Consider the following 24,611-nt stretch of genomic DNA (forward strand, 5'->3'; position numbering starts at 1 on the left):
AATAAGGTATATCTGGCATGAGTTGGGATTTCGCCCTGATTTTGTTTGTTCTGCTGGTGCTGACCGGCATCGTCTGGTGTCTGGATTTCTTCCATCTGCGGGCGCGGCGCCGCGCCAACGGGGTGGCGGCCATGGCGGCGATCGAACCGGCCACGGCCGCCATGGGCCAGGCCGAGGCGGCCCAGGCGCGCCAGCAAGCCTACGACAAGGCCAATCGCGCGCCCTGGTGGGTGGAGTATTGCGTCAGCTTTTTCCCCGTGATCCTGTTCGTGTTTGCCTTGCGCTCTTTTGTGGTCGAACCGTTCCGCATCCCGTCGGGGTCGATGCTGCCCACCCTGCAGAACGGGGACCTGATACTGGTGAATAAATTCCAGTATGGCATCCGCTTGCCCGTGATCGACAAAAAGGTCATCGACATCGGTTCGCCCCGCCGCGGCGATGTCATGGTTTTTCGCTATCCGGTCGATACCGATGTAGACTATATCAAGCGGGTCGTGGGCCTGCCGGGCGATGTCGTGCAGTATCGCGACAAGGTGCTGACCATCAATGGCGAGCAGGTGGCGCATGCCCGCGATGGCGATTTCTTCGAACCCGACCGCTCGGCGTACGTAGGGCGCTACCTGGAACAACTAGGGCCGGTGCAGCACAAGATCCTGCTGAACAAGCAGGCCGGGCAGGACTACATGGCGATCTCCAATTATCCGTATCGTGAGAACTGCGAATACCTAAGCAACGGTGTGCGCTGCACCGTGCCGCCCGGCCATTACTTCATGATGGGCGATAATCGCGACAACAGCCTGGATAGCCGCTATTGGGGCTTCGTGCCCGACGAGTACATTGTGGGCAGGGCGTTCTTCATCTGGATGAATTTCAGCGAGCCCAGCCGTATCGGCGGGTTCCAGTAATGGCCAGCCTGGCTTCGCTGCAGACAGCGCTGGGCTATCGCTTCAGCGATGCCGCCTTGCTGGAACAGGCGCTTACGCATCGCAGCCACAGCGCGCATCACAACGAACGGCTCGAATTCCTGGGCGATTCCGTCCTTAACTTTGTCGTGGCGGCCATGTTGTTCCAGCGGTTCCCCAAGATCGACGAAGGCGACCTGTCGCGCCTGCGGGCCAATCTGGTCAAGCAGGCGTCGCTGGCCGATATCGCCAGCCGGCTCGCCTTGTCGCAGTACTTGCGGCTGGGCGAGGGCGAGCTGAAAAGCGGTGGATTCCGGCGCCCGTCCATCCTGGCCGACGCGCTCGAGGCCTTGTTCGGCTCGGTCTTCCTGGATGGCGGTTTCGATGCCGCACAACAGGCCATTGCGCGCCAGTACGAGCCCATCCTGGTCAATGTCGATCCCAAGACCCTGGGCAAAGACCCCAAAACGCTGCTGCAGGAATTGCTCCAGGCGCGTAAGCTGGACTTGCCGGCCTACACGGTCATTGCTACACACGGCGCGGCGCATAATCAGCTGTTCGAGGTCGATTGCCAGATTCCCAAGCTGGACATCAAGGTCACCGCAGGGGGGGCCAGCCGCCGCGCGGCCGAACAGTCCGCCGCGGAACTGGCCATTGCGGCCATCGAAGCCCTGCCGCCGGCCAAAGGCCAGCGCAAACCGCGCGCGCGCAAGTCGGCCCAGCTTTCCCTGCCGGTGGCCGTTTCCCAGGAGAACAAATGACGACTCCCTTCCGTTGTGGTTTTGTCGCGATCGTAGGGCGCCCTAATGTTGGAAAGTCGACCCTGGCCAATGCCCTGATCGGCAGCAAGGTATCTATTGTTTCGCGCAAGGCGCAGACGACCCGCCACCGTATACACGGGGTCCTGACCCGCGACCACGAGCAGTTCGTTTTTGTCGACACCCCAGGATTCCAGACCCGCCACGGCGGGACCATGAACCGCATGATGAACCGCGTGGTCACGCAGGCCCTGGCCGATGTCGACGTGACCGTGCATGTGGTCGAGGCGGGGAAATGGTCCGCGGGCGATGCCCAATTGCTGCCCCTGCTGCCCAAGTCGGGCAATACCATTCTGGTGGTGAACAAGGTCGATGCGCTGAAAAGCAAGAACGACATGTTCGCCTATGTGAATAAAATCATGGCGCAGTTTCCCTATGCGGCTGTGGTCCCGGTCAGTGCATTGCGTGGCGTGCAGCTCGAGAATCTGCTGCAGGAGATCGCGTCGCGCCTGCCCGAGGGCGAACCCATGTTCGAGGCCGACACACTCACCGACCGGCCCATGCGCTTTATCGTGGCCGAGCTGATCCGTGAAAAGATCTTTCGCCTGGTCGGCGATGAACTCCCTTACGGCTGCACCGTCGTCATCGAGCAGTGGGATGAAAACGAGTCGGGCGCGCGGGTGGCCGCCTGCGTGGTGGTCGAGCGTGAAACGCACCGGCCCATCTTGCTGGGCGCGGGCGGCGCGCACATGAAGCGCATTGCCTCCGAGGCGCGGCAAGACATGGTCAAGCTGCTGGACAAGCCCGTATTCCTGGATGTGTATATCAAGGTGCGCAAGGGCTGGTCCGACCGCGAGAGTGCGCTGCGCGAACTGGGATATGAGTAAACGGGCGCAACGCGTCCAGGATGCAGCCGGTTATTTGTTGCATTCAGCAGCCTGGCGGGAAACTTCACTGATCATACAGGTGTTCACCCTGCATCACGGCATGGTCGCCCTGGTCGCCAAAGGCGCCAAGCGTCCTTATTCCGTGCTGCGGCCTGTGCTGTCCGCGTTCCAGCCGCTGGGGCTGTCGTGGAGCGGGGCGGGTGAAGTCAAGACGCTGGTCCGTGCCGAATGCGTGGGCATCCGGCGGCTGGACGGCCGCGCCCATATGTCCGCCTGGTACATGAACGAGCTGCTGCTGCGCCTGCTTCCGCGCGAGGACCCTCATCCGGTTCTGTACGATGCCTACGATGCGGCGCTGCGGCAGCTTGCGCTGCAACAGCCTGCGGCCAGCGCCTTGCGGCGTTTCGAGTGGATTCTGTTGAATGAAACAGGCTACGGCACTGAAGAGGACGTGCCCGATTTTGATGATCCGGCGCTTGAGCCCGCCTTGCGCCAGTCCCTGCGTACCCGGTTGAACGAGCTATTGGGCCGGCCCTTGCTGACGCGCAAGGTTCTGATGGAGCTGCAACGATATTGAACGCCCGTATTCCCCAGATTGCCGTTCTGGATACCTGTGTCCTGATTTCAAACGTATTGCGCCAGGTTTGCCTGAATCTGGCTGCGCAAGGCTGTTTCGAGCCGGCCTGGAGTCCCATCATTGGCGATGAGTGGCGCCGCAATGCCGCGCGCTTGTGGGGCGTGGCCGACAACGCTGTTCATGAACAGTGGCAAGCGCTGCAGCACGCCTTTCCGCAAGCCGATTGCGGCGACGTCAGCGCCTTCAAGGCGGGCTTGCAGCGCAGCGACCCCAAGGACTGGCATGTGATCGCCGCGGCCCGGGCCGTGCTGGCCCGGCGCCCCGATGCCAGCGTGGCTATCGTCACGCGCAATATCCGGGATTTCAATCGCAGCGAACTGCGGGACCTGGGGGTGGTGCTGCTGGACCCGGACCAGTTGCTGGTGCGTTGCTGGGAACAGCGTCAGGAAGCGGTCGAGGCGCTGTTCGAACACTTGCCCGGCTATGCGCAGGCGCCGGGCAGGCCGCTTGAACCCATCGATGCCATTCTTAAGCGCGAGCGCCTGTTCCGGTTCAATAAGGTGTGTACATGTCTTCCATGAGGCAGGGCGTTGCGCTGTCGGTGCTGTCGTCTTGTTTGTTCGCGGCCCTTTACTACTACACGACTGTCCTGTATCCGCTCAAGGGGACAGAGGTCTTCGCCTGGCGCGTCATGCTGTGCCTGCCGGTGCTGGCCTTGGTGATCTACCGGGCGCGGGGCTGGCATGAAATCAGGACGGTTTATGGGCGGCTGCGCAAGGAATGGCGCCTGTGGCCGCTGCTGTTGCTGAGCGCCGCCCTGATCGGTACGCAGTTATGGCTGTTTGCCTGGGCCCCTTTGAATCAGAAGGGGCTGGATGTATCGATGGGGTACTTTTTGCTGCCCCTGGTCATGGTGCTGGTGGGCCGGGTGTTCTACAGCGAGCGCCTGAGCCGCACGCAAACGCTTGCCGTGCTGGTGGCGGCGGTCGGCGTGGCCCACGAACTGCTGCAGTCCGGGTCGTTTTCGTGGGTGACTGCCCTGGTCATGTTCGGCTATCCGCCGTATTTCATCTTGCGCCGGGTCTTGCGGATGGGCTCGCTGAGCGCCTTGTGGTTCGACATGCTGTTCATGATGCCCGGCGCCTTGTTCATTCTGTTGAGCCAGGACATGAGCTTGCTGGACCAGTTTTCCAGTTTTCCGTGTCTATTCGGCCAAGTGCCTTTGCTGGGCCTGATCAGTTCGGCCGCCCTGGTCGCCTATGTATCGGCCAGCCGCATGCTGCCCCTGGGCCTGTTCGGCATTTTGGGGTATGTGGAGCCGGTATTGCTTTTCTGGGTGTCCGTCCTGTTCCTGAACGAAACGATCTTGCCTCAGGCCTGGTTCACCTATGTTCCGATCTGGATCGCCGTGGTGCTGATCGCCGCCGAGGGCGTGTTCAGCTGGCGCCGGCCGAAGCCGCCAGCAGAAAGCCCGCCAAGGCGGCGTGCCTGAGCGGGCTTGCGGGGATCAATGCGAGCCCGGCCTGGCGCTCGCGCTTGCGGTCCGGTGGTCTAGTCGCGGTCGCCGCCGAAGATGCCGAGCAGCATCAGCAGGTTGGCAAAAATATTGTAGACGTCCAGATAAATGGCCAGCGTTGCGCTGACATAGTTGGTTTCGCCGCCGTTGATGACGCGTTGCAGGTCGACCAGCAGCAGCGCCGAGAAGATGGCAATGGCCATGACCGAGATGGTCAGCATCAGCGCAGGCAATTGCAGGAAGATGTTGGCCAGCGCCGCGACGATCAGGATGACGACCCCGATGAACAAGAACTTGTGCATGGTCGAGAAGTCGCGCTTGCTGGTCGTGGCCACGCTGGCCATGGCGCCGAACACCACGGCCGTACCGCCGAAGGCCATCATGATGAGCTGCGAGCCGTTGGCCAGGCCCATGACATGCCCCAGCAGGCGGGACAGCATGATGCCCATGAAGAAGGTGAAGGCGAGCAGCAGGGCGACGCCGACCGAGCTGTTTTTGTTGCGCTCGATCAGGAACATGAGCCCGAAGGCGCCCGCCAGGAAGACAATGGCGCTGACGCCGGGGCTGGCGCCCATGACCTGGTTGATGCCGGTATTGAGCCCCACCAGGGCGCCCAGCACGGTAGGCACCAGCGATAAGGCCAGCAGCCAGTATGTGTTGCGCAAGACGCGATTGCGCGCCGCGGCCGATACGCTGCCGTATCCGTTGCCTTGCGTCATGGGTTGACGTAGATCGCTCATGTTTTTTAATCCTTTGCTTGGGTCAAGACTTGCTTGATCGTCCTGTGGACGGGTTCAAGGGCTAGAGTAACTGACAATTAGCTGAATTTGCAACTTTTTTATGCCCCCGCGCCGGATAGATTATGGGCATGGAGGGTGTGTCCGGCCGCTTTGTAGTGCCGCCAGCGTTCGCGGGCCGCCAGCTTGTCGTCATCGTGGTCCGAGACGATTTCCAGCACGCGCTCGAAGTGCTCGACGCCGGGCGGGCACGCCAGGTCGAGATTGATCAGCCAAGGCGGTTCGCCGTCGTCGCCGGATGCGGCAGGGGCTGTGCAGGTAAGCCGGACCGGCGTCTGGGCCGCCAGGGGATCATCGGCCATGACGTGCGGCACAAAGGCTGTCGGGTCGAAGCCCCACAGCAGGCGGTCGAACTGCGCCAGCCTTTCCGCATCCTGCGTATAAACAAGCAGCCGGCGTCCCGACAGATAGTGTTTGCGCACGACTTCGCAAGCCATGCGCAAACGGTCGGGGGCGCCGAAGGCGAAGTCTATCCGGGCCATGCCGCGCGGCTACGAAACCTGGCCGAGCAGGTACTGGACCAGCAAGGGCACGGGGCGGCCCGATGCGCCTTTGTCTTTGCCGCTGCGCCATGCGGTGCCCGCGATGTCCAGGTGGGCCCACGGGTAGTCTTTGGCAAAGCGCGAGAGAAAGCAGGCGGCGGTGACCGCGCCCGCCGGCGGGCCGCCGATATTGGCCACGTCGGCAAAGTTGGAGCGCAGCTGTTCCTGGTAAGCGTCGTCCATGGGCATGCGCCAGGCGGTGTCGTTGGCGTCGCGCCCGGCTTGCAGCAGGCCTTCGGCCAGCTCGTCGCTTGGGCTGAACAGGCCGGTGTTGATGTGGCCCAGCGCGACCACGCAGGCGCCGGTCAGGGTGGCGATATCGATGACGGCGGCGGGCTTGAAGCGTGCCGCATAGGTCAGCGCATCGCACAGCACCAAACGGCCTTCGGCGTCGGTGTTGAGGATTTCTATGGTTTGCCCGGACATGCTGGTCACGATGTCGCCCGGCTTGTTGGCGCGGCCGCTGGGCAGATTTTCACATGCCGGAATAATGCCGATGACGTCGCGGTCGAGTTCGAGCTCGGCCACCGAGCGCAGTGTGCCCAGTACGCTGGCCGCGCCGCACATGTCGTATTTCATTTCGTCCATATTGGCCGCGGGCTTGAGCGAAATGCCGCCCGCATCGAAGGTGATGCCCTTGCCGACCAGGACGATAGGGGCCTTGCGGTCTTTTGCCGCCGTCTTGGCCCCGGCGGTGTGCTTGAGGATGATGAAGGCGGGCGGCTCGTAGGAGCCACGGGCGACCGACAGGAAGGAGCCCATCTTCAGCGCTTCGATCTGCTTTTGCTGCAGGACTTCGGCTTTCAGGCTTTTGAATTCCTTGGCCATCTTCTTGGCGGTATTGCCCAGGTAGGCGGGGGTGCAGACATTGGGGGGCAGGTCGCCCAGCAGGCGGGTCAGGTTCATGCCGTTGGCGATGGCGCGGCCTTCGCGCAAGCCGTGTTGCGCTTCGGTGGCCTGCGCGCGCGTGACCGACAGCGTGATCTTCTTGAGCTTGGGGGCCGGGTCGCGCTTTTCGCTCAGGGTGGCGTTGTAGCGATAAGTGGCGCGTCCGGCTGCCACGGCCGCGGCCCGGGCGCGCGCCCGGATTTTGGTGCCCGGGCAGTCGATGGCGGCCAGCGTCGATACACCTTCAGCCAGATCGGCGCCGGCGCAATAATTGGCAAAGGCAAGCTCTGCGCCGGCGTGGGCCGCCGCGTTATAGCTGTCCTGTTTGCCCAGGCCGATTAAAATAACCCTGGCGGCGGTGACGCCGGGCAGGTTCCTGAGCACCAGGTGTGTGTTGGGCTTTGCCTTGAATTCGGTTTTGACCACCGCGCGCAGCGCGCCGTTGCTGGCCCGGTCGATGATATCGGCCGCTGTGCCCAGCACGCCATCTGTAAAAACGCCTACAGCAAGGGCTGCTGTTTTGATTTGATGCAAAGAAGCAGTGGTCTGTGTGCTAAATTCCATTCGAGTTTCCAGTAGGTGTCCATTAAGATGCTTACGATTATCCCGCATATTCTCTCATGTCACTATTCAAACGCTCAGTCGTCTCCGAAATAATGAGTCACGCAGGTGTCGTGTTCTCTACTTTGCTGGTCGTTTGGCTCAGTGTCTTGCTGGTGCGCCTGCTCGGCGAGGCCGCCAACGGCTCGATCGGCGCCGACGTGGTGTTCGGCCTGGCTACGTTTTCCAGCATCACGGCATTGCCGGTCATATTATCGGTCTCGCTTTTCATTGCCGTGCTCACCACGGTCACGCGCAACTTCCGCGAATCGGAAATGGTCGTCTGGTTTGCCAGCGGCCTGTCCCTGAAAGACTGGGTCGGGCCCGTGCTGCGCTGCGCGGTGCCGGTGGCCATCATTATTGCCGTGCTGACCTTGATGGCCTCGCCCTGGGCGTATCGCCAGATCAGCGAATACCGGCAGCGCTACGAGCAGCGTTCCGACCTGTCCAAGGTGACGGTGGGCCAGTTCATCGAAACCGACGAGGGAGCGCGCGTGTTTTTTGCCGAAGAGCCCACCGAGGAAGGCGCGGAAATGGGCAAGGTGATTGCCCGCGTCATCGATCCCGAATGGCTGAGCGTGATCACGGCGCAAGGCGCCCGGATCCAGACCGAAGCAAACGGGGATCGCTTCCTGGTGCTCACCGACGGGCACCGCTACGATCTGAAGCCGGGCAAGCCTGATTTCCGCCTGATCGATTTCGAACGCTATGGCTTCCGGCTTGAAAGCAAGGCCGAGGCCAATTCGGCCGAAGCGGTGCGAAGGATGGCGGAAAGCCAGATCAAGGCCAGGCCGACCATGAGCTTGATGGCCGACAACAACGACAAGGCGCGTTCGCAGATCATGTGGCGCATGGCCTTGCCCCTGGCCGCGCTCAATCTGGCCTTGCTGGCCATACCGCTGGGGGCGGTCAATCCCAGGCTGGGGCGTTCGGGCGACCTTCTGATCGCCGGCCTGGTCGGGCTCCTTTACATGAACCTGATCAACCTGTCGCGCGGATGGATAGGCAACGGGCAGCTTGCGTTCGGCGTGGGGCTTTGGCTGGTGCATGCCGTGTTTGCCGCCTTGATGGTGTACATGATGTGGCGCAAGCTGCGCGTCAAGGCGCCCAAAGACCCCTTGCCCAAGACGGCGTAAGCTCGGGCTGGGGCGCTGGACATCAGCAGGGCGCCACCGGCTCAATGGTCAAGCCGGGCGGCCTCCTGCGGCAGGTATTGCAGCGCGCTTTGTTCGCCGCGCAGCAGGGGCTGGTTCAACTGCACGGATTGCTTCAGGAAGTCCCATAGCGCCATGACTCTTTTCGAATGGCGCAGGTCTTCGTGGCAGTACATCCAGAAGCTGCGGGTCACCAGGATGTCCTGGTCGAGCACCGCCTGCAGGCGCGGGTCTTGCGCGGCCATGAAGCAGGGCAGGATCGCAAGCGATTGACCCTGCAGGGCCGCATGGTACTGGGCGATCACGCTGGTGCTTTTGAACGAGACGCGATGGGGGGCGATGATGTCGTCAAGATAGCGCAGCCTGTCGGTGAACAGCAATTCTTCGACATAGCCAATGAAGGTGTGGTCCGCCAGATCGGCTTTCTTGCGCAGGGGCGCGGCGCGGGCCAGGTAATCCCGGCTGCCGTACAGCTTCAGGGAGTAATCGAGCAGCTTGGTGCACAGGTAGGGGCCGCGCTGGGGGCGCTCAAGGGAAATGGCGATGTCGGCCTCGCGTTTGGACAGGCTGATGAATCGCGGCACCGGCATGATGTCCAGGGTGATGGCCGGGAAGCGCCGCTGGAAATCGATCATGAGCGGCGCCAGCACATAATTGCCGAAGCCTTCTGTAGAGCCGACACGCAAATGCCCGGACAGGGTTTGCGACTGGCCCGAAATTTCTTCCCGGGCGGTGAACAGGGTGCCTTCGATCTGTTCGGCGTAGGCAAAGAAACGGCTGCCGTCCTCCGTCAGGGTAAAGCCGGTGGCCTTGGACTTGTCGAACAGCACGGTGCCCAGCTCGCGTTCCAGGGCGTGGATGCGGCGCGATACCGTGCTGTGCTGCACGCCCAGCCGCAAGGCGGCGGCGCTGACGCGCTGGGTGCGGGCCACTTCCAGGAAATAACGTAATCCGTCCCAGTCGAGCATAAGGTTCGTTGTGCAATTTTTAGCAATGAATGTGCAAATATTTTGATGGAAATAAGTTTTTTACACAACTACACTTGGATGGGATGGCGCCCTGCGTGCCAGGGCGCCGCATGTTTTACGGTGCGCGCGGCCGGGGGGCGGACGTTCCGGCGCCCCTAGCGCGGGCCGCCGCAGCTTATCCATACTAATTGCATCTTGAATGCGCCAAGGAGACCTTAATGAGTGCAGTTCCACGTATTCCGCTGTTGATCGGCGGCGAGCTCGTCCAGTCCAAAACCACCGAGTGGCGGGACGTAATCAATCCCGCCACGCAGGAAGTCGTCGCGCAGGTACCGTTTGCCACCCGGGAAGAGCTGGATCTGGCGGTCGCCAACGCGAAAGAAGCGTTCAAGACTTGGCGCAATACCAGCCAGGCGGCGCGTACCCGCGTCATGCTCAATCTGCAAAAACTGGTGCGCGACAACACGGCGGCCATCGCCAAATCGATTTCGCTCGAACACGGCAAGACCTTGCCCGATGCCGAAGGCGAAGTCGGGCGGGGCCTGGAAGTCATCGAGCACGCGTGCTCGATGGCATCGCTGCAACTGGGCGAATATGCGGAAAACGCCGCCACGGGCATTGATGTCTACACCCTGATACAGCCCTTGGGCGTGTGCGCCGGCATTACGGCATTCAATTTCCCCATCATGCTGCCGTGCTTCATGTTCCCCATGGCGGTCTCGGCGGGCAACACCTTCATCCTGAAGCCGTCCGAGCAGGACCCCAGTTCGACGCTGATGCTGGCGCAACTGGCTCTGGAAGCCGGCTTGCCGCCCGGCGTGCTCAACGTGGTGCATGGCGGCCCCGACGTCGCCAACGGCCTGTGCGAGCATCCCGACATCAAGGCGGTCTCGTTCATCGGGTCCACCCATGTCGGGACGGAAATCTATCGCCGTGCGTCCAAGGCCGGCAAGCGCTGCCAGGCCATGATGGGCGCCAAGAACCACTGCGTCATTTTGCCCGATGCGGATCGCGAGGTGGCGCTTAATCAACTGGTGGGCGCGGCATTTGGCGCGGCCGGCCAGCGCTGCATGGCGACGTCGGTCGCGGTGCTGGTGGGCGAAGCGCGCGATTGGCTGCCCGACTTCATCGAACGCGCCAAGAAACTGAAGGTCAGCATCGGCTCCGACCGCGATGCCGACCTGGGCCCGCTGGTGTCGCCCAATGCCAAGAAACGGGTTGAAGGCCTGATCCAGCAAGGCGTGGACGAAGGCGCTGAACTGGTGCTCGATGGCCGCAACCTGAAGGTGCCCGGCTACGAGGCCGGCAACTTTGTCGGGCCCACCGTCTTCAATGGCGTCAAGGCCGACATGGCCATTTACCAAGAGGAAGTCTTCGGCCCGGTATTGTGCGTGGTGGGGGTCGACACGCTGGAAGACGCGGTTGAGTTCATCAACAGCAATCCCAATGGCAACGGCGTGGCAGTGTTCACGCAGGACGGCGGCGCGGCGCGCTACTTCCAGCACCATATCGATGTGGGCCAGATCGGCATCAACATCCCCATTCCGGTGCCGGTGGCCTGGTTCAGCTTCACCGGGTCGCGCGCCTCGAAGCTGGGCGACCTGGGTCCCAACGGAAAACAGGCGGTGCATTTCTGGACGCAGACCAAAACGGTCACGGCCCGCTGGTCCGCGCATGCCGCCGGCGTCAATACGACCATCTCCATGAAGTAAGCTTATAACTAAATTGAATATATTTTAATTTCTTTATTACATATAATAGCCCTTCATATCAAGGGCTATTTTTTATGAATCTGCAGCAATTCCGGTTCGTCCGTGAAACCATACGACGCAATTTCAACCTGACCGACGCCGCCCGGACCTTGTTTACGTCGCAACCCGGCGTATCCAAGGCCATCATCGAGTTCGAGGATGAGCTGGGCGTGAAGATCTTCGAGCGCCATGGCAAGCGCATCAAAGGCTTGACCAAGCCCGGCCACGTCGTCGCGCAGGTCATAGACCGCATCATGCGCGAAGTGGACAACCTGAAAAAAGTCAGCGACGAGTTCGCCCGGCGCGACGAAGGCGGCCTGGTCATTGCCTGCACGCACGCTCAGGCGCGCTACATATTGCCCAAAGTCATACCGGCTTTCCGCGAGCGCTTCCCCAAAGTGCGCCTTTCTTTGGCTGAAGGCAATCCGCCCCATTTGGCCCGGATGGTGCTGCATGAACAGGCCGATGTCGCCATCGCTACCGAAACGCTGGCATTGACCCCCGGCCTGGCGGCCCTGCCGGTGTATTCATGGGAACACACCATTGTGGTGCGGCCCGACCATCCGCTGGCCCAACTGACCTCCAGCGCGGCCAAGGCCATCACTTTGAAGCAGCTGGCCCAATATCCCATCGTCACCTACGATCACCAGTTTTCGGGCCGGGGCGCCATCGACGAGATGTTCGCCGCGGCCGATGTCGTGCCCGACATCGTGCTAGAGGCCATCGATGCCGACGTCATCAAGACGTATGTGGATGTGGGCCTGGGCATAGGCATCATCGCGGGCATGGCGTATGACCCGCGCCGCGACAAAGGGCTGGTCGGCCTGCCGGCGGGGCATCTGTTCGGCACCCACGTGACGCGGGTTGCCGTCAAGTCGGGCGTCTTCCTGCGCGACTACGTTTATGTCCTGCTCGAAATGCTGGCGCCCGAGCTGACCCGCGAAGCGGTCCAGGAAGCCATCGATAAAAGTCCCAAGGCGGAATAGTAAAAAACTGAAACAGGTTGCGTGCTCGGGGAGGAGAAAAGTTGCATCCTCTTGCACAGGTTTTTGTTGACTTTGATAATAAGAATGATTATCGTTACGAAACCACCTCATTCAGGAGCAACCATGTCTCAATTCGTCAGTGCAGTTGTAGTGGGGGCCGACCGTCTGGGTAATATCCCCGAGTTGCTGAAAGGGCACAATATTGCCATTCGCCATCACATCAGCGGTCGCGACCCGTCGCACCAGAAGAAAACCTTGCAGTTGCCCTCGGGCACTGAACTGCTGATATTGCTGACCGATTTTCTGGGTCATAACGTGATGAAGACGTTTCGTGCGGCCGCCCAGCGCGCGGGCATCCGCGTACTGGCTTGCAGGCGCTCGGTGTGCAGCATGAAGCAGGCATTGAATCAATGCGGCTACTGTGAGGCCTGCGACATGCCGAAAATAGCCGAGAAAGAAGCCAAGTTCATGGCCGATAACGGGCGCGGCCATGGCCGTCCGCGCGTCAGGGCGGCTTAGCCGGACCAAGCCGGAGGGGCACAGCACAACAAGACCAGAAAGCAAAAAGGCCGGCAGATGCCGGCCTTTTTGCTTCAACGGGTTTTAACCGGTGTATGTCCGATCAGTTGGCGGTCAGAGCTTGCGAGGTGTTGATGGCCAGCCTGCGCGCGCCGTTATAGCGCTTTTGCCAATAGGCGATATCCATGCTTTCGATGCGAACGACGCTTCCGGTGCGTGGCGCATGGACGAATTTACGATCGCCCAGATAGATGCCCACGTGGGAGAACCGGCGGCCCCGGGTATTGAAAAACACCAGGTCGCCTTTTTTGAGTTCGTTGCGCTTGACTGATGTGCCCAGGCGGGCCAACTCAGAGGATTTTCGGGGTAGCTTCAGCCCCAGCGATTTCTCGGCCGCATAGATGACCAGGCCGCTGCAATCGAAACCGGTATCGGGTGTTTCGCCGCCGTAACGGTATTTGATGCCCAGTACGCTGAGCGCGGTCGAGGCGAGCGTCGTGGTGGTTTGGGGGGCGGCGGAGCGCGCGTATTCTTGTTCCCGGTTGGTGAGGTAGGCGCCTAGCGGGTCGGATTGGGTTTGCGCAAGGTAGTGGTCGCGCGCCGTACGGGCCGGATTGCTGTCTGCCTGCTGGTTCTGGCTATTGGTGGCGCAACCGGCGAGCGCCACGGTGGAAACCAGCATCAGGGCCTTGGTGCCGCGCCAAAAATATCGGGATGTAATGTACGGGAGTAGGCGGGATAGTCGGTGCGGCGGCATAATTGGATGGTTTTCGCTTGTGTAAAGCCACCCCGCCGACCGTTCGATTTGAATTCAGATAGAAGTGAAATCGATAAGTTTTGGCAGAAAATGCGGGTAGAAAGAGGAAGCTTTACACAAATTAAACATGGGTAATCGGGCAAGTTTAACGAATCGACGCGTAAACGTAAAGAAGTTTTGCTTTGAACTTTGACTTTACGGGAGGGGCGGCTCGGGCTAGTCTATGGGTCGAATCGGCCAAGCGCCGCTATTCTTGTTATTAATAATGACTACTATTGCATAGGGATACACATGAAAACCAAACCCGTACTAAGCCTTGCCGACGTCAAAGCCATTTTGGCCGCCTCCGAGCAGCATGCGCTGGCCCAAAAGTGGGCGGTGTCGATTTCGGTGGTCGATGATGGCGGCCATTTGCTGGGCATGGTGCGCCTGGATGGCGCTGCACCGATTTCCGCGCAGATTTCGCCGGCCAAGGCCCGGACCGCCGCGCTGGGGCAGCGCGAGTCCAAAACCTACGAGGACACCATCAACCAGGGGCGCACCGCTTTCCTGTCGGCGCCTGGCCTTGAAGGCATGCTGGAAGGCGGCGTGCCTATCGTGGTCGACGGCCAGGTCATCGGCGCGGTGGGGGTCTCGGGCGTCAAGTCCTCTGAAGACGTACAGATTGCCCAGGCAGGGATCGCTACGCTCAAAGCATGATGCAAAACCGGGCTCCTGGCCAAAGCAGCGAAGCCGATGCGGTATTGAGCTCGGCGCTGGGGCCCGCACTGAATCCGGGTGTGTCAAAGCGCGAAGTCTGGGCCTGGGCCATGTACGACTTCGCCAATTCCGGCTACACCACGGTCGTCCTCACGACGGTATTCAGCGTTTACTTTGTCGGTGTCGTGGCCGCCCAGGAAACATGGGGCACGCTGGCCTTCACGGCGGCGCTGTCCTTGTCGTACCTGCTGGTCATGTTCACCATGCCTGCGCTGGGCGCGCGCGCCGACGCACGGGCCGGCAAACGCCGGCTGCTGTTCACCAGCACCTTGGGCTGCGTCGCGGCCACGGCCTTGCTGGCGTTTGCGGGTCCCGGCGATATCGTCTGGGGGCTGCTGTTCATCGCTCTGTCCAATTATTGTTATTGCGTGGGCGAATCCATTGTGGCGGCTTTCCTGCCCGAGATCGCCCGGCCGCACGCGCTGGGACGGGTATCGGGTTGGGGCTGGAGCTTTGGCTATTTCGGCGGCATGCTGACCCTGGGCCTGTCGCTGGCAGTGGTGTCGTGGGCCAGCGGCCATAACCTGGCGGCCAGCCAGTATGTGCCCTATGTCATGGTGCTGACGGCGGCGGTTTTCGCCATGGCGGCGGTCCCTTCCTTTCTTTTCCTGCGCGAGCGCACGCCGCCCACGCACAAACACCAAGAGAGCATGCTGGCCCGCCTGGCGTCCGCCTGGCGCGACACGGGCGCGCATTTCCCCGATTTCCGCGTCTTGCTGCTGTGCGGCGTCTGCTACCACGCGGGGGTGACCGTCGTGGTGACGCTGGCCGCGGTCTATGCCACCGAGGCGATGGGCTTCACCATGGCGCAGACCATGATCCTGGTCTTCACCGTGAACATTGCGGCGGCATTGGGCGCTTTTCTGTTTGGCTACGCGCAGGACCGCATCGGGCACAAGCGGGCGCTGGCCATCACGCTGGCGGGCTGGATAGGCATGGTGCTGCTGGCCTATAGCGCCGTGCAGGTTTGGGTGTTCTGGCTGGCCGCCGCCGTGGCGGGGCTATGCATGGGAACAAGCCAGAGCGCCGGGCGCGCCATGGTGGGGGCGCTGGCGCCCAGCCGGCGGCTGGCCGAGTTCTACGCCCTGTGGACCTTTGCCACGCAATTGGCCGCCGTGGTCGGGCCCTTGTGCTATGGCCTGGTCACCTGGCTGACGGGCGGCAACCACAGGCTGGCGCTGCTGTGCACCGGCGTGTTCTTCGTGGCGGGGCTGTTGGTGCTGACGCGGCTGGATTTTGCTCGCGGCGCCCGGGCGCGCGATACTATATCGACGTAGCGGCATTGTCAGCGTGACGTAAGTCTAGTCCGCTAGGGTGCATGGATAATTCAAACTTCAAAAGGAGCGAGCAGCATGTCTAACGAGATTGAGTCGGTATTGACCGAGAACCGCGTCTTTCCGCCTTTCGATAACCTGGTTCAAGGCGCCGCTATTTCCGGCATGCAGGGCTACCAGGCCTTGTGCGACGAAGCGGAAAAATCTCCGGACGCGTTCTGGGCGCGTCTGGCCCGTGAAAATCTGGTCTGGAGCAAACCCTTCACGCAGGTTCTGGATGAATCCGAAGCGCCGTTTTATCGTTGGTTTGGTGATGGTGAGCTGAACGTTTCAGCCAACTGCCTGGATAGGCATCTGGACACCCCAACCGCCAATAAAACGGCGCTTATCTTCGAATCCGACGACGGCAAGGTCACCCAGGTCAGCTACAAGCAACTGCATGCCCGTGTATGCGAGTTCGCCAATGGCATCAAGGCGCTGGGGCATCAGGCCGGCGAGCGGGCCATCATCTATATGCCCATGTCCATCGAGGCGGTGGTGGCCATGCAGGCCTGCGCCCGGCTGGGCATTATCCATTCGGTGGTGTTTGGCGGGTTCTCGTCCAAGAGCCTGAACGAGCGCGCTGTAGATGTGGGGGCGACCCTGGTCATTACCGCCGACGAGCAAGTGCGGGGGGGCAAGACCATCCCGCTCAAGAATGCCGTTGACGAAGCGCTGCAGATGGGCGGCTGCGAGGCCGTCAGCCACGTCGTTGTCTACAAGCGCACGGGCGGCAAGGTCGCCTGGCAGGAAGGGCGCGACCTGTGGATGCACGATGTCACCGCCAACCAGCCCAGCCAGTGCGAGCCGGTTGCGCTCAATGCCGAGCACCCCCTGTTCATCCTGTATACCTCGGGCTCGACCGGCAAGCCCAAGGGGGTCCAGCATGCGTCGGCCGGCTTCCTGCTGTGGGCGCTGCTGACGGTCAAATGGACGTTCGATGCCAAGGACAGCGATGTGTTCTGGTGCACCGCCGATGTGGGCTGGGTGACCGGCCACACCTACATTACCTATGGGCCGCTGGCGGCGGGCCTGACCCAGGTGGTTTTCGAGGGCGTGCCCACCTACCCGACGGTGGGCCGCTTCTGGGAAATGATCCAGCGCCACAAGGTCACCGTGTTCTATACCGCGCCCACGGCCATCCGGTCACTGACCAAGGCGGCGGAAACCTCGCCCGAATACCATCCGCGCGAATACGATCTGAGCAGCCTGCGCATTATCGGGTCGGTGGGCGAGCCCATCAATCCCGAAGCCTGGATGTGGTACTACACCCATGTCGGGCGCGAACGCTGCCCGGTGCTGGATACCTGGTGGCAGACTGAAACCGGCGCGCACATGATCACGCCATTGCCGGGCGTGACACCGCTCAAGCCGGGTTCGTGCACCTTGCCGCTGCCGGGCATTGCCGCCGCGATCGTCGACGAGGCGGGTGAAGAGGTCGAACGGGGCAAGGGCGGCTTCCTGGTCGTCAAACGCCCCTGGCCTGCCATGATACGCACGATCTGGGGCGACCCGGAGCGCTTCAAGAAAAGCTATTTCCCCCCTGAGCTCAAAGGCTACTATCTGGCCGGCGATGGCGCGCAGCGCGATCGCGACGACTACTTCTGGATCATGGGCCGCATCGACGATGTGCTGAACGTGTCGGGCCACCGCCTGGGAACGATGGAGGTCGAATCGGCCTTGGTCTCGCATGAGTTGGTCGCCGAGGCCGCCGTGGTGGGGCGCCCGGACGCCACGACGGGCGAGGCGGTGGTGGCCTTCGTGGTGCTCAACCAGGCCCTGCCCGAGGGCGCCGAGGCCGATGGCATCGCCAAGCAGTTGCGCGACTGGGTGGCCAAAGAGATCGGCCCCATCGCCAAACCCAAAGACATCCGCTTTGGCGAAAATCTGCCCAAGACCCGTTCAGGCAAAATCATGCGCCGCCTGCTGCGTGTGGTGGCCCAGGGCGAACCCGTGACGCAAGATGTGTCCACGCTCGAGAATCCCGCGATCCTGGATCAACTCTCGCAAGCGCACTAGTGACACCAGCGCAGGCTCTGTCTGCGCTGGCGGTGATAATATGGTCACCTTGGGCCCGCCCGTTTCGGGCCGGCCCTCTTGCCTTCGAAAATCAGGCTTTGGCCTGATTTTTTCTTTGTTTGGCCTTTGCGATGCATGACGGGAGCGACACTTGAAATCGAACCAGACCGATCACGGCGCCTTGCTGCTGATGGCCCTGACGGTGACCCTGTGGGGGTTCAGCTGGATTGCCATGAAGCATCTTTCAGTCTTCATCGGCCCATTCGATCTGGTCATGGTGCGTTATGGGGTCGCCTTTATTGTCCTGCTGGCGATCTTGCTGGCGACCCGGCAGCCCCTGACGTTTCCGCCGCTCGGGCTGACGCTGGGCATTGCGGTGTTCCAGACGATGGCATTCCAGTGCCTGTGCCAATTGGCGCTGGTGACGGGCGGGGCCGGCCATGTCGTCATGCTCGCCTACACCATGCCTTTCTGGGTCGTGCTGTTTGCCTGGATGCTGCTGGGCGACCGGCCCACGCGCCGCCACATGATCGGCTTTGCCAGCGCCGGTATCGGGCTGGTGGCCATCATCGCACCCTGGCAGGGAACGGGGTCGCTGACCGGCTCCCTGCTGGCCTTGGCCGGAGGCGTCAGTTGGGGCCTGGGAACAGTGCTGTCCAAGATGATGTTCCAGCGCTATGCGCCGAACGTGCTGAACGTGACGATGTGGCAGATGGCCTTGGGCGCCTTACTGACTTTCCCGGTCACCCTGATGTTTTCGCAGCAGTCTATCGTCTGGGCGCCAGACCTGTTCTGGGGCGTTGCGTATATGGCGGTCATCGCCTCGGCGCTGGGGTGGTGGCTGTGGATGTCGGTCGTGCGGCGCGTCAGCGCCACGGTCGCCGGCATGTCCAGCCTGGGCGTGCCGGTCCTGACGGTGCTGCTGGCCTGGCTGATCCTGGCGGAGCAGCCGACCCTGCCCGAACTGGTGGGCGTGGTGTTTATTATGGCGGGACTGGTGATCGTGAATCTGGAAGGGGGGCGTAGGGAAGGATGAGCCCCCACGCTGCGCACGCTGAAGCGCGCTTGCTGCCCCCCAAGGGGGCGTTTTTTGCCTTGGGGCGGCCCGGCGGCAAAAAGGAGCCCACACGCTGAAAGCGTGTTACCCCACCTCGCGGCCTGCATGCCGCTCGGATTCGCCAGGCATAAGACAGTCCGCAGGGACTGTCCTATGTCCGGGCTCATCCCACGCCGTGCGGGCTGACGGGGGCTACATGCCGTTGTAGACGGGGCCTTCGCCGCCTTGGGGCGCCACCCATACGATGTTTTGCGTGGGGTCCTTGATATCGCAGGTTTTGCAGTGGACGCAGTTTTGTGCATTGATCTGCAGGCGGTCTTCGCCGGTATCCGTCTTGACGAATTCGTACACGCCGGCCGGGCAGTAGCGCGCTTCGGGGCCGCCATACTTGGCCAGGTTGACCGACACGGGTATGGACGGGTCTTTGAGCGTCAGGTGGACAGGCTCGTTTTCGTCGTGGTTGGTATTCGAGATGAACACCGAGCTCAGGCGGTCGAAAGTCAGCTTGCCGTCGGGCTTGGGATAATCGATGCGCGCGCATTCGGCGGCGGGCTGCAAACAGGCGTGATCGGGCTTGCTGTGGTGCAGCGTCCAGGGCATCTTGCCCTTGAGCAGCCATTGTTCTATGCCTGTCATCAACGTGGCGACCGTGCGGCCTTTCTTGAACCACTGCTTGAAGTTGCGGGACTTGTTCAGCTCGGCGTGCAGCCACGAGCTTTCGAAGGCCGCGGGGTAGGCGACGAGCTCGTCATGGCGCCGGTCGGCCACGATGGCATCGAAAGCGGCCTCGGCGGCCAGGGCGCCGGTCTTGATGGCCGAATGGCTGCCCTTGATGCGGGATGCGTTCAGCACACCGGCCTCGCAACCGACCATGACACCGCCCGGGAAGCACAGTTTGGGCAGCGACAGCAGGCCGCCCGCCGTGAGCGAGCGGGCGCCATAGGCGATGCGCTTGCCCCCTTCGAAAGTGGGGCGGATGGCGGGGTGGGTTTTATAGCGCTGGAATTCTTCGAAGGGCGACAGCCAGGGGTTGGCGTAGTCCAGGCCGACGACCAGCCCCACCACGACGATGTTGTTGGACAGGTGGTAAAGGAATGAGCCGCCATAGGTATCGGCGTCGAGCGGCCAGCCTGCGGTATGGACGACCAGTCCAGGCTGCGACTGGGCGGGATCGACTTCCCACATTTCCTTGATGCCGATGCCGTAGCTTTGCGGATCGCGTCCGGCGTCGAGCTTGTAGCGCTCGATAAGCTCGCGCCCCAGCTGTCCGCGCGAACCTTCGGCGAAAACGGTATAGCGCGCATGCAGCTCCATGCCGGGCTGGTAGTGCTCGGTATGGCTGCCGTCGCGGGCAACGCCCATATCGCCGGTGGCGACGCCCTTCACGGCGCCGTCGTCGCTGTACAGGACTTCAGCGGCGGCGAAGCCCGGGAAAATATCGACCCCCAGCGACTCGGCCTGCTCGCCCAGCCAGCGCGTGACGTTGCCAAGCTGCACGATGTAGTTGCCGTGATTCTGGAAGCACTGCGGCAGCATCCAGTTGGGCGTGGCGCGCGCGCTTTTTTCGGTCAGGAACAGGAACTTGTCTTCAGTGACCGCGGTGTCGAGCGGCGCGCCTTTTTCCTTCCAGTCGGGAATCAGTTCGGTCAGCGCGCGCGGGTCCATGACGGCGCCGGACAGGATGTGGGCGCCGATTTCGGCGCCTTTTTCAAGCACGCAAACGCTGACATCGTGTTCGCGCTCGGCAGCCAGTTGCTTCAGCCGTATTGCCGTGGCCAGGCCAGCCGGCCCGCCTCCGACCACGACAACGTCGTACTCCATTGATTCACGTTCAGCCATTGTAAAGATCTCCCGTTGGTTTTTTATTGAGGTGCTGTGCCTCAAAACCGTTATATCGATATGGATTGATAAATGAATAGGTCGCAATATTGCATGGCAAGCTGCTTTGAACAAGCTTGGGCTGCCTGTTCAAACCATCCTGCCGCCGGCATGCCGGGCTTGTGGCGCATGCGGGAGGGCGTCCATCATCACGTTATACTTGCCCAGTGCTTATGACCCTGCGCAAGGACGCCGACGATGCAAATGACAGCCCCATCTTCCATGCCGCCCGTGGGTGGTGTTTTCCGTTGTGCGATGCAGGTCCGCTGGGGCGATCTTGACGCCTTGAATCATGTCAATAATACCGTGTATTTTCGTTTCTTCGAGGAAGCGAGGGTTCAACTGTTCTCGCAGGTGGGTATCATGCCCCCCTCGAAGAAGATGTCGGTGGTCGCTCATGTCTCGTGCGATTTCCTGAAACCCCTGTTGTATCCGGCCACGGCGATCGTCACCCAGGTGCTTGTCCGGGTAGGGCGTTCCAGCATCGAAATGGACACGCTGCTCGAACGCGACGACGAGCCCGGTGTACTCTATGCAAAAGGCCGGTACGTTCTGGTGGGAGCCGACAGCGACACGGGCAAGTCCTTGCCCTGGACGGAGCACGAGCTTGCGCGTCTGGCAGAATTGATGGCGGCATGAATCGTTTTTTTTTACAGGCCGAAGGTGTTGCAGCCAGAGGCCAATGGATGACAATTGAATAAGGATAGGAGTAATGGATAAAGTCTACGCAAGCGCCGAAGAAGCGCTGAAGGGCGTCGTCGCCGACGGCCAGACCATCGCCGTTGGCGGCTTCGGTCTTTGCGGCATTCCTGAAGCCTTGATCGCGGCCTTGCGCGATTCGGGCGTGCAAAACCTGACCTGCGTCAGCAACAATGCCGGGGTCGACGGTTTCGGCCTGGGCCAACTGCTGGCCACGCGCCAGATCAAGAAGATGATTGCTTCGTATGTGGGCGAGAACAAAGAGTTCGAGCGCCAGTACCTGGCGGGCGAGCTTGAGCTGGAGTTTACGCCGCAAGGCACGCTGGCCGAGAAACTGCGCGCCGGCGGCGCGGGGATTCCCGCCTTCTTCACGCGCACCGGCGTGGGCACCGTGGTGGCCGACGGCAAAGAGCTGCGCGAGTTCGACGGCGAAACCTATGTCATGGAGCGTTCCATCGTTCCCGATGTGTCGCTGGTCAAGGCGTACCGGGCCGATCGCAGCGGCAACCTGCAGTTCCGTAAAACAGCGCGCAACTTCAATCCGAACGTTGCCATGGCAGGCAAGATCACCATCGTCGAGGTCGAGGAGATCGTCGAAACCGGCGCCATCGATCCCGACCAGGTGCATCTGCCGGGCATTTACACGCATCGCATCGTGTTGAATGCCCATCCTGAAAAACGTATCGAACAACGCACTGTCCGCAACGCGCAAGGAGCTTAACAATGGCCTGGACTCGTGATGAAATGGCAGCACGCGCTGCGCGTGAACTGCAAGACGGTTTTTATGTCAACCTGGGAATCGGCCTGCCTACGCTGGTGGCCAACCACGTACCCGCGGGCGTCGAAGTCTGGCTGCAGTCTGAAAACGGCTTGCTGGGCATTGGCCCCTTCCCGACCGAAGACGAGATCGATGCGGATCTGATCAATGCCGGCAAGCAGACGATCACGACCTTGCCGGGTTCGTCCATTTTCGCTTCGGCCGATTCCTTTGCGATGATACGCGGGGGCAAGATCAACCTGGCCATCCTGGGCGCCATGCAGGTGTCCGAAAAAGGCGACCTGGCCAACTGGATGATTCCGGGCAAAATGATCAAAGGCATGGGCGGCGCCATGGATCTGGTGGCCGGCGTCGGCAAGGTCGTTGTGCTGATGGAGCACGTCGCGCGCAAGAAAGACGGCACCGAAGACATCAAGCTCTTGCCTGAATGCACCTTGCCGTTGACCGGCGTGGGGGTGGTGGACCTGATCATTACCGATCTGGGCGTAATGGAAGTCAGCGATGGCGGCCTCAAGCTGCTCGAAGTCGCGCCTGGCGTCACGGTCGATGAAATCAAGTCCAAGACGGCAGCCAGGCTGGATGTATCCGCGCTTGCCTGATTGTTCCTGACATGCCGTTCCGGCCAACGCCTGCGCCAGTCAACGCATTGCTGGCGCAGGCGTTGGCGCTTATGAAGGAAGTATCGTGAGTCAGTCTGTTTTTGCCCAACGCATCCAGGCCTTGCGCGCCGCCATGCAGCAGCGCCAGGTCCATGCCTGCATCATTCCCTCGTCCGATCCGCACTTGTCGGAATACTTGCCCGAGCGCTGGCAGGGCAGGCAATGGCTGAGCGGCTTCGACGGATCGGCGGGCACGCTGCTTGTCAGCGCCGAGTTTGCGGGGCTCTGGACCGACAGCCGCTATTGGGAGCAGGCCGCGAACGACCTGCGGGGCTCGGGCATCGAACTGATGCGGGCCGGCGAAGCGGGCGTGCCGGGCCCGGCGCAGTGGCTGGCCGGTCACCTGGCGCGCGGCCAGCGCGTGAGCGTCGATGGGCAAGTCCTGGCTTTGCAGACGCACAGGCAGTGGCAGGCGGCGCTGGCCGAAGCAGGCATCTTGCTGGTGAGCGATGTCGATGTGCTGGACGACATCTGGACGCCGCGCCCGGCGTTTCCGCAAGGGACGGTATTCGAACACATGCCGCCTTTTGCCTGCCGCAGCCGCGCTGAAAACCTCGCTGCCGTGCGGGCCGCCATGGCCGGGCACAAAGCCGACTGGCACTGGCTGTCGTCGCTCGATGACATTGCCTGGCTGTTCAACCTGCGCGGCAACGATGTGCCCTACAACCCGGTGTTTCTGGCCTATGCATTGATCGGCGCGGAGTCCGCGCGCCTGTTCGTGGCCCCTGAAAAGATGAATGAGGACCTGCTGGGCAGGCTGCTGGACGATGGCGTCACCGTCGAGCCCTATGACGGCGCGATCGGCGCCCTGGCCTGCCTGCCGGAAGGGCAGGCCCTGTTGCTCGACCCGGCGCGCTCCACGGTCGGCACGTTCGCTGCGGCGGCCTTTGTCGAGGTGGTGGAAGCCATCAACCCTTCACAGCTGCTCAAGTCGCGCAAGAATGCGGCCGAGGCCGATCATGTGCGGCGGACCATGGAGCACGATGGCGCGGCCCTGTGCGAATTCTTTGCCTGGTTCGAGGCCGCCCAGGGGCAAGGCCGCATCACCGAAATCACCATCGATGAGCAGATTACCGCCGCGCGCGGCAAGCAGCCGCATTTCGTGACGCCCAGCTTCGGGACCATTGCGGCCTTCCAGGCCAATGGGGCCATGCCGCACTATCACGCCACGCCTGAATCGCATGCCGTGATCGAAGGAGATGGGTTGTTGCTGATTGACTCCGGCGGCCAGTATCTGGGCGGCACGACGGATATCACGCGTGTCGTTCCGGTGGGGCAGGTCAGCGAAGCGCAGAAGCGCGACTATACCGCTGTGCTCAAGGGGATGATTGCTTTGTCCCTGGCGGTGTTTCCGCGCGGCACGGCGGCGCCTCTGCTCGATACCATCGCCCGCATGCCCATTTGGCAGACCGGGGCCGATTATGGCCATGGGACCGGGCATGGCGTGGGTTATTTCATGAATGTGCACGAAGGCCCGCAGTCGATCGCCTATCGGGCCGTCGTCACGCCGCATATGGCCATGGAGCCGGGCATGATCACGTCGAACGAGCCTGGGCTGTACCGGCCGGGCCAATGGGGCATACGCATCGAGAATCTGGTGCTGGCCGTGCCGGCGGCAGAAACCGAATTCGGCGAATTCCTGAAATTTGAAACGCTGACTTTGTGTCCAATCGATACGCGTTGCATCGAGCCGGCGTTATTGACGGAAGGCGAGCGTGCCTGGCTGAATGGCTATCATGAGCAGGTGCGCCAGCGTTTGCTGAGCCGGGTCCAGGGGCGTGCAAAAGAATGGCTGCTGGAACGCACCCGCCCGATTTGAACCGGCTATAATCCAAATTTCCCGCTCC

General features: G+C 61.9%; 24 protein-coding genes. 18 read left to right on the forward strand and 6 right to left on the reverse strand.

Translation table 11 applies throughout. The features are described 5' to 3' along the window. Positions 1-17 precede the first annotated feature (17 nt). From lepB to rarD, 6 genes are read left to right on the forward strand one after another with little or no spacing between them, the layout of a single operon-like run. Positions 18-905 (forward strand): signal peptidase I, encoded by an 888-nt coding sequence (gene lepB, locus RE432_RS10995; protein ID WP_310933452.1) that lies wholly within the window; start codon positions 18-20, stop codon positions 903-905. Then, positions 905-1,663 (forward strand): ribonuclease III, encoded by a 759-nt coding sequence (rnc, locus tag RE432_RS11000; RefSeq protein ID WP_310933453.1) that lies wholly within the window; start codon positions 905-907, stop codon positions 1,661-1,663. The genes lepB and rnc overlap by 1 nt, the downstream gene beginning before the upstream one ends. After that, positions 1,660-2,547 (forward strand): GTPase Era, encoded by an 888-nt coding sequence (gene era, locus RE432_RS11005; protein ID WP_310933454.1) that lies wholly within the window; start codon positions 1,660-1,662, stop codon positions 2,545-2,547. The genes rnc and era overlap by 4 nt, the downstream gene beginning before the upstream one ends. Then, positions 2,540-3,124, forward strand: a complete 585-nt coding sequence (gene recO / locus RE432_RS11010) for a DNA repair protein RecO (RefSeq protein WP_310933455.1) — start codon at positions 2,540-2,542, stop codon at positions 3,122-3,124. Before era ends, recO begins: the two co-directional genes overlap by 8 nt. After that, positions 3,121-3,705, forward strand: a complete 585-nt coding sequence (locus RE432_RS11015) for a PIN domain-containing protein (protein WP_310933456.1) — start codon at positions 3,121-3,123, stop codon at positions 3,703-3,705. Before recO ends, RE432_RS11015 begins: the two co-directional genes overlap by 4 nt. Further along, the gene (gene rarD / locus RE432_RS11020) at positions 3,693-4,616 is read left to right on the forward strand and encodes an EamA family transporter RarD (protein WP_310933457.1); all 924 of its coding nucleotides are present in this window, start codon (positions 3,693-3,695) and stop codon (positions 4,614-4,616) included. Before RE432_RS11015 ends, rarD begins: the two co-directional genes overlap by 13 nt. A 59-nt stretch (positions 4,617-4,675) precedes the next feature. On the opposite strand, the gene RE432_RS11025 is transcribed toward rarD, so the two are convergent. The 3 genes from RE432_RS11025 to RE432_RS11035 form a co-directional block, all read right to left on the reverse strand. Continuing rightward, positions 4,676-5,359, reverse strand: a complete 684-nt coding sequence (locus RE432_RS11025) for a Bax inhibitor-1/YccA family protein (RefSeq protein WP_310934210.1) — start codon at positions 5,357-5,359, stop codon at positions 4,676-4,678. A 119-nt stretch (positions 5,360-5,478) separates the two neighbouring features. Next, positions 5,479-5,919, reverse strand: coding sequence for a DNA polymerase III subunit chi (locus tag RE432_RS11030; RefSeq protein ID WP_310933458.1), 441 nt, complete (start codon positions 5,917-5,919; stop codon positions 5,479-5,481). A 9-nt stretch (positions 5,920-5,928) separates the two neighbouring features. After that, complete coding sequence (locus tag RE432_RS11035; protein ID WP_310933459.1) at positions 5,929-7,431, reverse strand: leucyl aminopeptidase; 1,503 nt, start codon at positions 7,429-7,431, stop codon at positions 5,929-5,931. Positions 7,432-7,487: 56 nt separating this feature from the next. Here RE432_RS11035 and lptF point away from each other — a divergent pair, with 56 nt between their 5' ends. Further along, the gene (gene lptF / locus RE432_RS11040) at positions 7,488-8,603 is read left to right on the forward strand and encodes an LPS export ABC transporter permease LptF (protein WP_310933460.1); all 1,116 of its coding nucleotides are present in this window, start codon (positions 7,488-7,490) and stop codon (positions 8,601-8,603) included. A gap of 41 nt (positions 8,604-8,644) precedes the next feature. Here the strand turns inward: lptF and RE432_RS11045 are convergent, their stop codons facing one another. Further along, positions 8,645-9,589: a LysR family transcriptional regulator gene (locus RE432_RS11045; RefSeq protein WP_310933461.1), complete on the reverse strand. Its 945-nt coding sequence runs from the start codon at positions 9,587-9,589 to the stop codon at positions 8,645-8,647. Positions 9,590-9,807: 218 nt separating this feature from the next. Between RE432_RS11045 and RE432_RS11050 the strand changes: the two genes are divergently transcribed. From RE432_RS11050 to RE432_RS11060, 3 genes are all read left to right on the forward strand, one after another. Beyond that, entirely contained in the window at positions 9,808-11,301 is a 1,494-nt protein-coding gene (locus RE432_RS11050; RefSeq protein ID WP_310933462.1) for a CoA-acylating methylmalonate-semialdehyde dehydrogenase, read from the forward strand. Between the two features lie 74 nt (positions 11,302-11,375). After that, the gene (locus tag RE432_RS11055; protein WP_310933463.1) at positions 11,376-12,326 is read left to right on the forward strand and encodes a CysB family HTH-type transcriptional regulator; all 951 of its coding nucleotides are present in this window, start codon (positions 11,376-11,378) and stop codon (positions 12,324-12,326) included. Between the two features lie 123 nt (positions 12,327-12,449). Beyond that, positions 12,450-12,845, forward strand: a complete 396-nt coding sequence (locus RE432_RS11060; RefSeq protein ID WP_310933464.1) for a DUF2325 domain-containing protein — start codon at positions 12,450-12,452, stop codon at positions 12,843-12,845. 103 nt (positions 12,846-12,948) lie between these two features. Here RE432_RS11060 and RE432_RS11065 read toward each other — a convergent pair whose 3' ends face one another. Further along, positions 12,949-13,527, reverse strand: coding sequence for a C40 family peptidase (locus RE432_RS11065; protein WP_310933465.1), 579 nt, complete (start codon positions 13,525-13,527; stop codon positions 12,949-12,951). Positions 13,528-13,893: 366 nt separating this feature from the next. On the opposite strand from RE432_RS11065, the gene RE432_RS11070 reads away from it, so the two are divergent. From RE432_RS11070 to RE432_RS11085, 4 genes are all read left to right on the forward strand, one after another. Continuing rightward, positions 13,894-14,301 (forward strand): heme-binding protein, encoded by a 408-nt coding sequence (locus RE432_RS11070; protein WP_310933466.1) that lies wholly within the window; start codon positions 13,894-13,896, stop codon positions 14,299-14,301. Continuing rightward, the gene (locus tag RE432_RS11075) at positions 14,301-15,638 is read left to right on the forward strand and encodes an MFS transporter (RefSeq protein WP_409079867.1); all 1,338 of its coding nucleotides are present in this window, start codon (positions 14,301-14,303) and stop codon (positions 15,636-15,638) included. The genes RE432_RS11070 and RE432_RS11075 overlap by 1 nt, the downstream gene beginning before the upstream one ends. A 75-nt stretch (positions 15,639-15,713) precedes the next feature. Continuing rightward, positions 15,714-17,693, forward strand: a complete 1,980-nt coding sequence (gene acs, locus RE432_RS11080) for an acetate--CoA ligase (protein ID WP_310933468.1) — start codon at positions 15,714-15,716, stop codon at positions 17,691-17,693. A 151-nt stretch (positions 17,694-17,844) separates the two neighbouring features. Then, positions 17,845-18,729, forward strand: a complete 885-nt coding sequence (locus RE432_RS11085) for a DMT family transporter (RefSeq protein ID WP_310933469.1) — start codon at positions 17,845-17,847, stop codon at positions 18,727-18,729. Positions 18,730-18,942: 213 nt separating this feature from the next. On the opposite strand, the gene RE432_RS11090 is transcribed toward RE432_RS11085, so the two are convergent. After that, complete coding sequence (locus tag RE432_RS11090; protein WP_310933470.1) at positions 18,943-20,589, reverse strand: electron transfer flavoprotein-ubiquinone oxidoreductase; 1,647 nt, start codon at positions 20,587-20,589, stop codon at positions 18,943-18,945. Positions 20,590-20,832: 243 nt separating this feature from the next. Between RE432_RS11090 and RE432_RS11095 the strand changes: the two genes are divergently transcribed. From RE432_RS11095 to RE432_RS11110, 4 genes are all read left to right on the forward strand, one after another. After that, positions 20,833-21,267, forward strand: a complete 435-nt coding sequence (locus RE432_RS11095) for a thioesterase family protein (RefSeq protein ID WP_310933471.1) — start codon at positions 20,833-20,835, stop codon at positions 21,265-21,267. A gap of 73 nt (positions 21,268-21,340) precedes the next feature. Continuing rightward, a complete protein-coding gene (locus RE432_RS11100; protein WP_310933472.1) occupies positions 21,341-22,048 on the forward strand; it encodes a CoA transferase subunit A in 708 nt (235 codons plus the stop codon). Positions 22,049-22,050: 2 nt separating this feature from the next. Continuing rightward, positions 22,051-22,704, forward strand: a complete 654-nt coding sequence (locus RE432_RS11105; RefSeq protein WP_310933473.1) for a CoA transferase subunit B — start codon at positions 22,051-22,053, stop codon at positions 22,702-22,704. 85 nt (positions 22,705-22,789) lie between these two features. Then, positions 22,790-24,583, forward strand: a complete 1,794-nt coding sequence (locus RE432_RS11110) for an aminopeptidase P family protein (protein ID WP_310933474.1) — start codon at positions 22,790-22,792, stop codon at positions 24,581-24,583. The last annotated feature ends 28 nt before the right edge of the window (positions 24,584-24,611 follow it).

The organism is Pusillimonas sp. SM2304 (assembly GCF_031628915.1).
Classification (GTDB): domain Bacteria; phylum Pseudomonadota; class Gammaproteobacteria; order Burkholderiales; family Burkholderiaceae_B; genus Pusillimonas_C.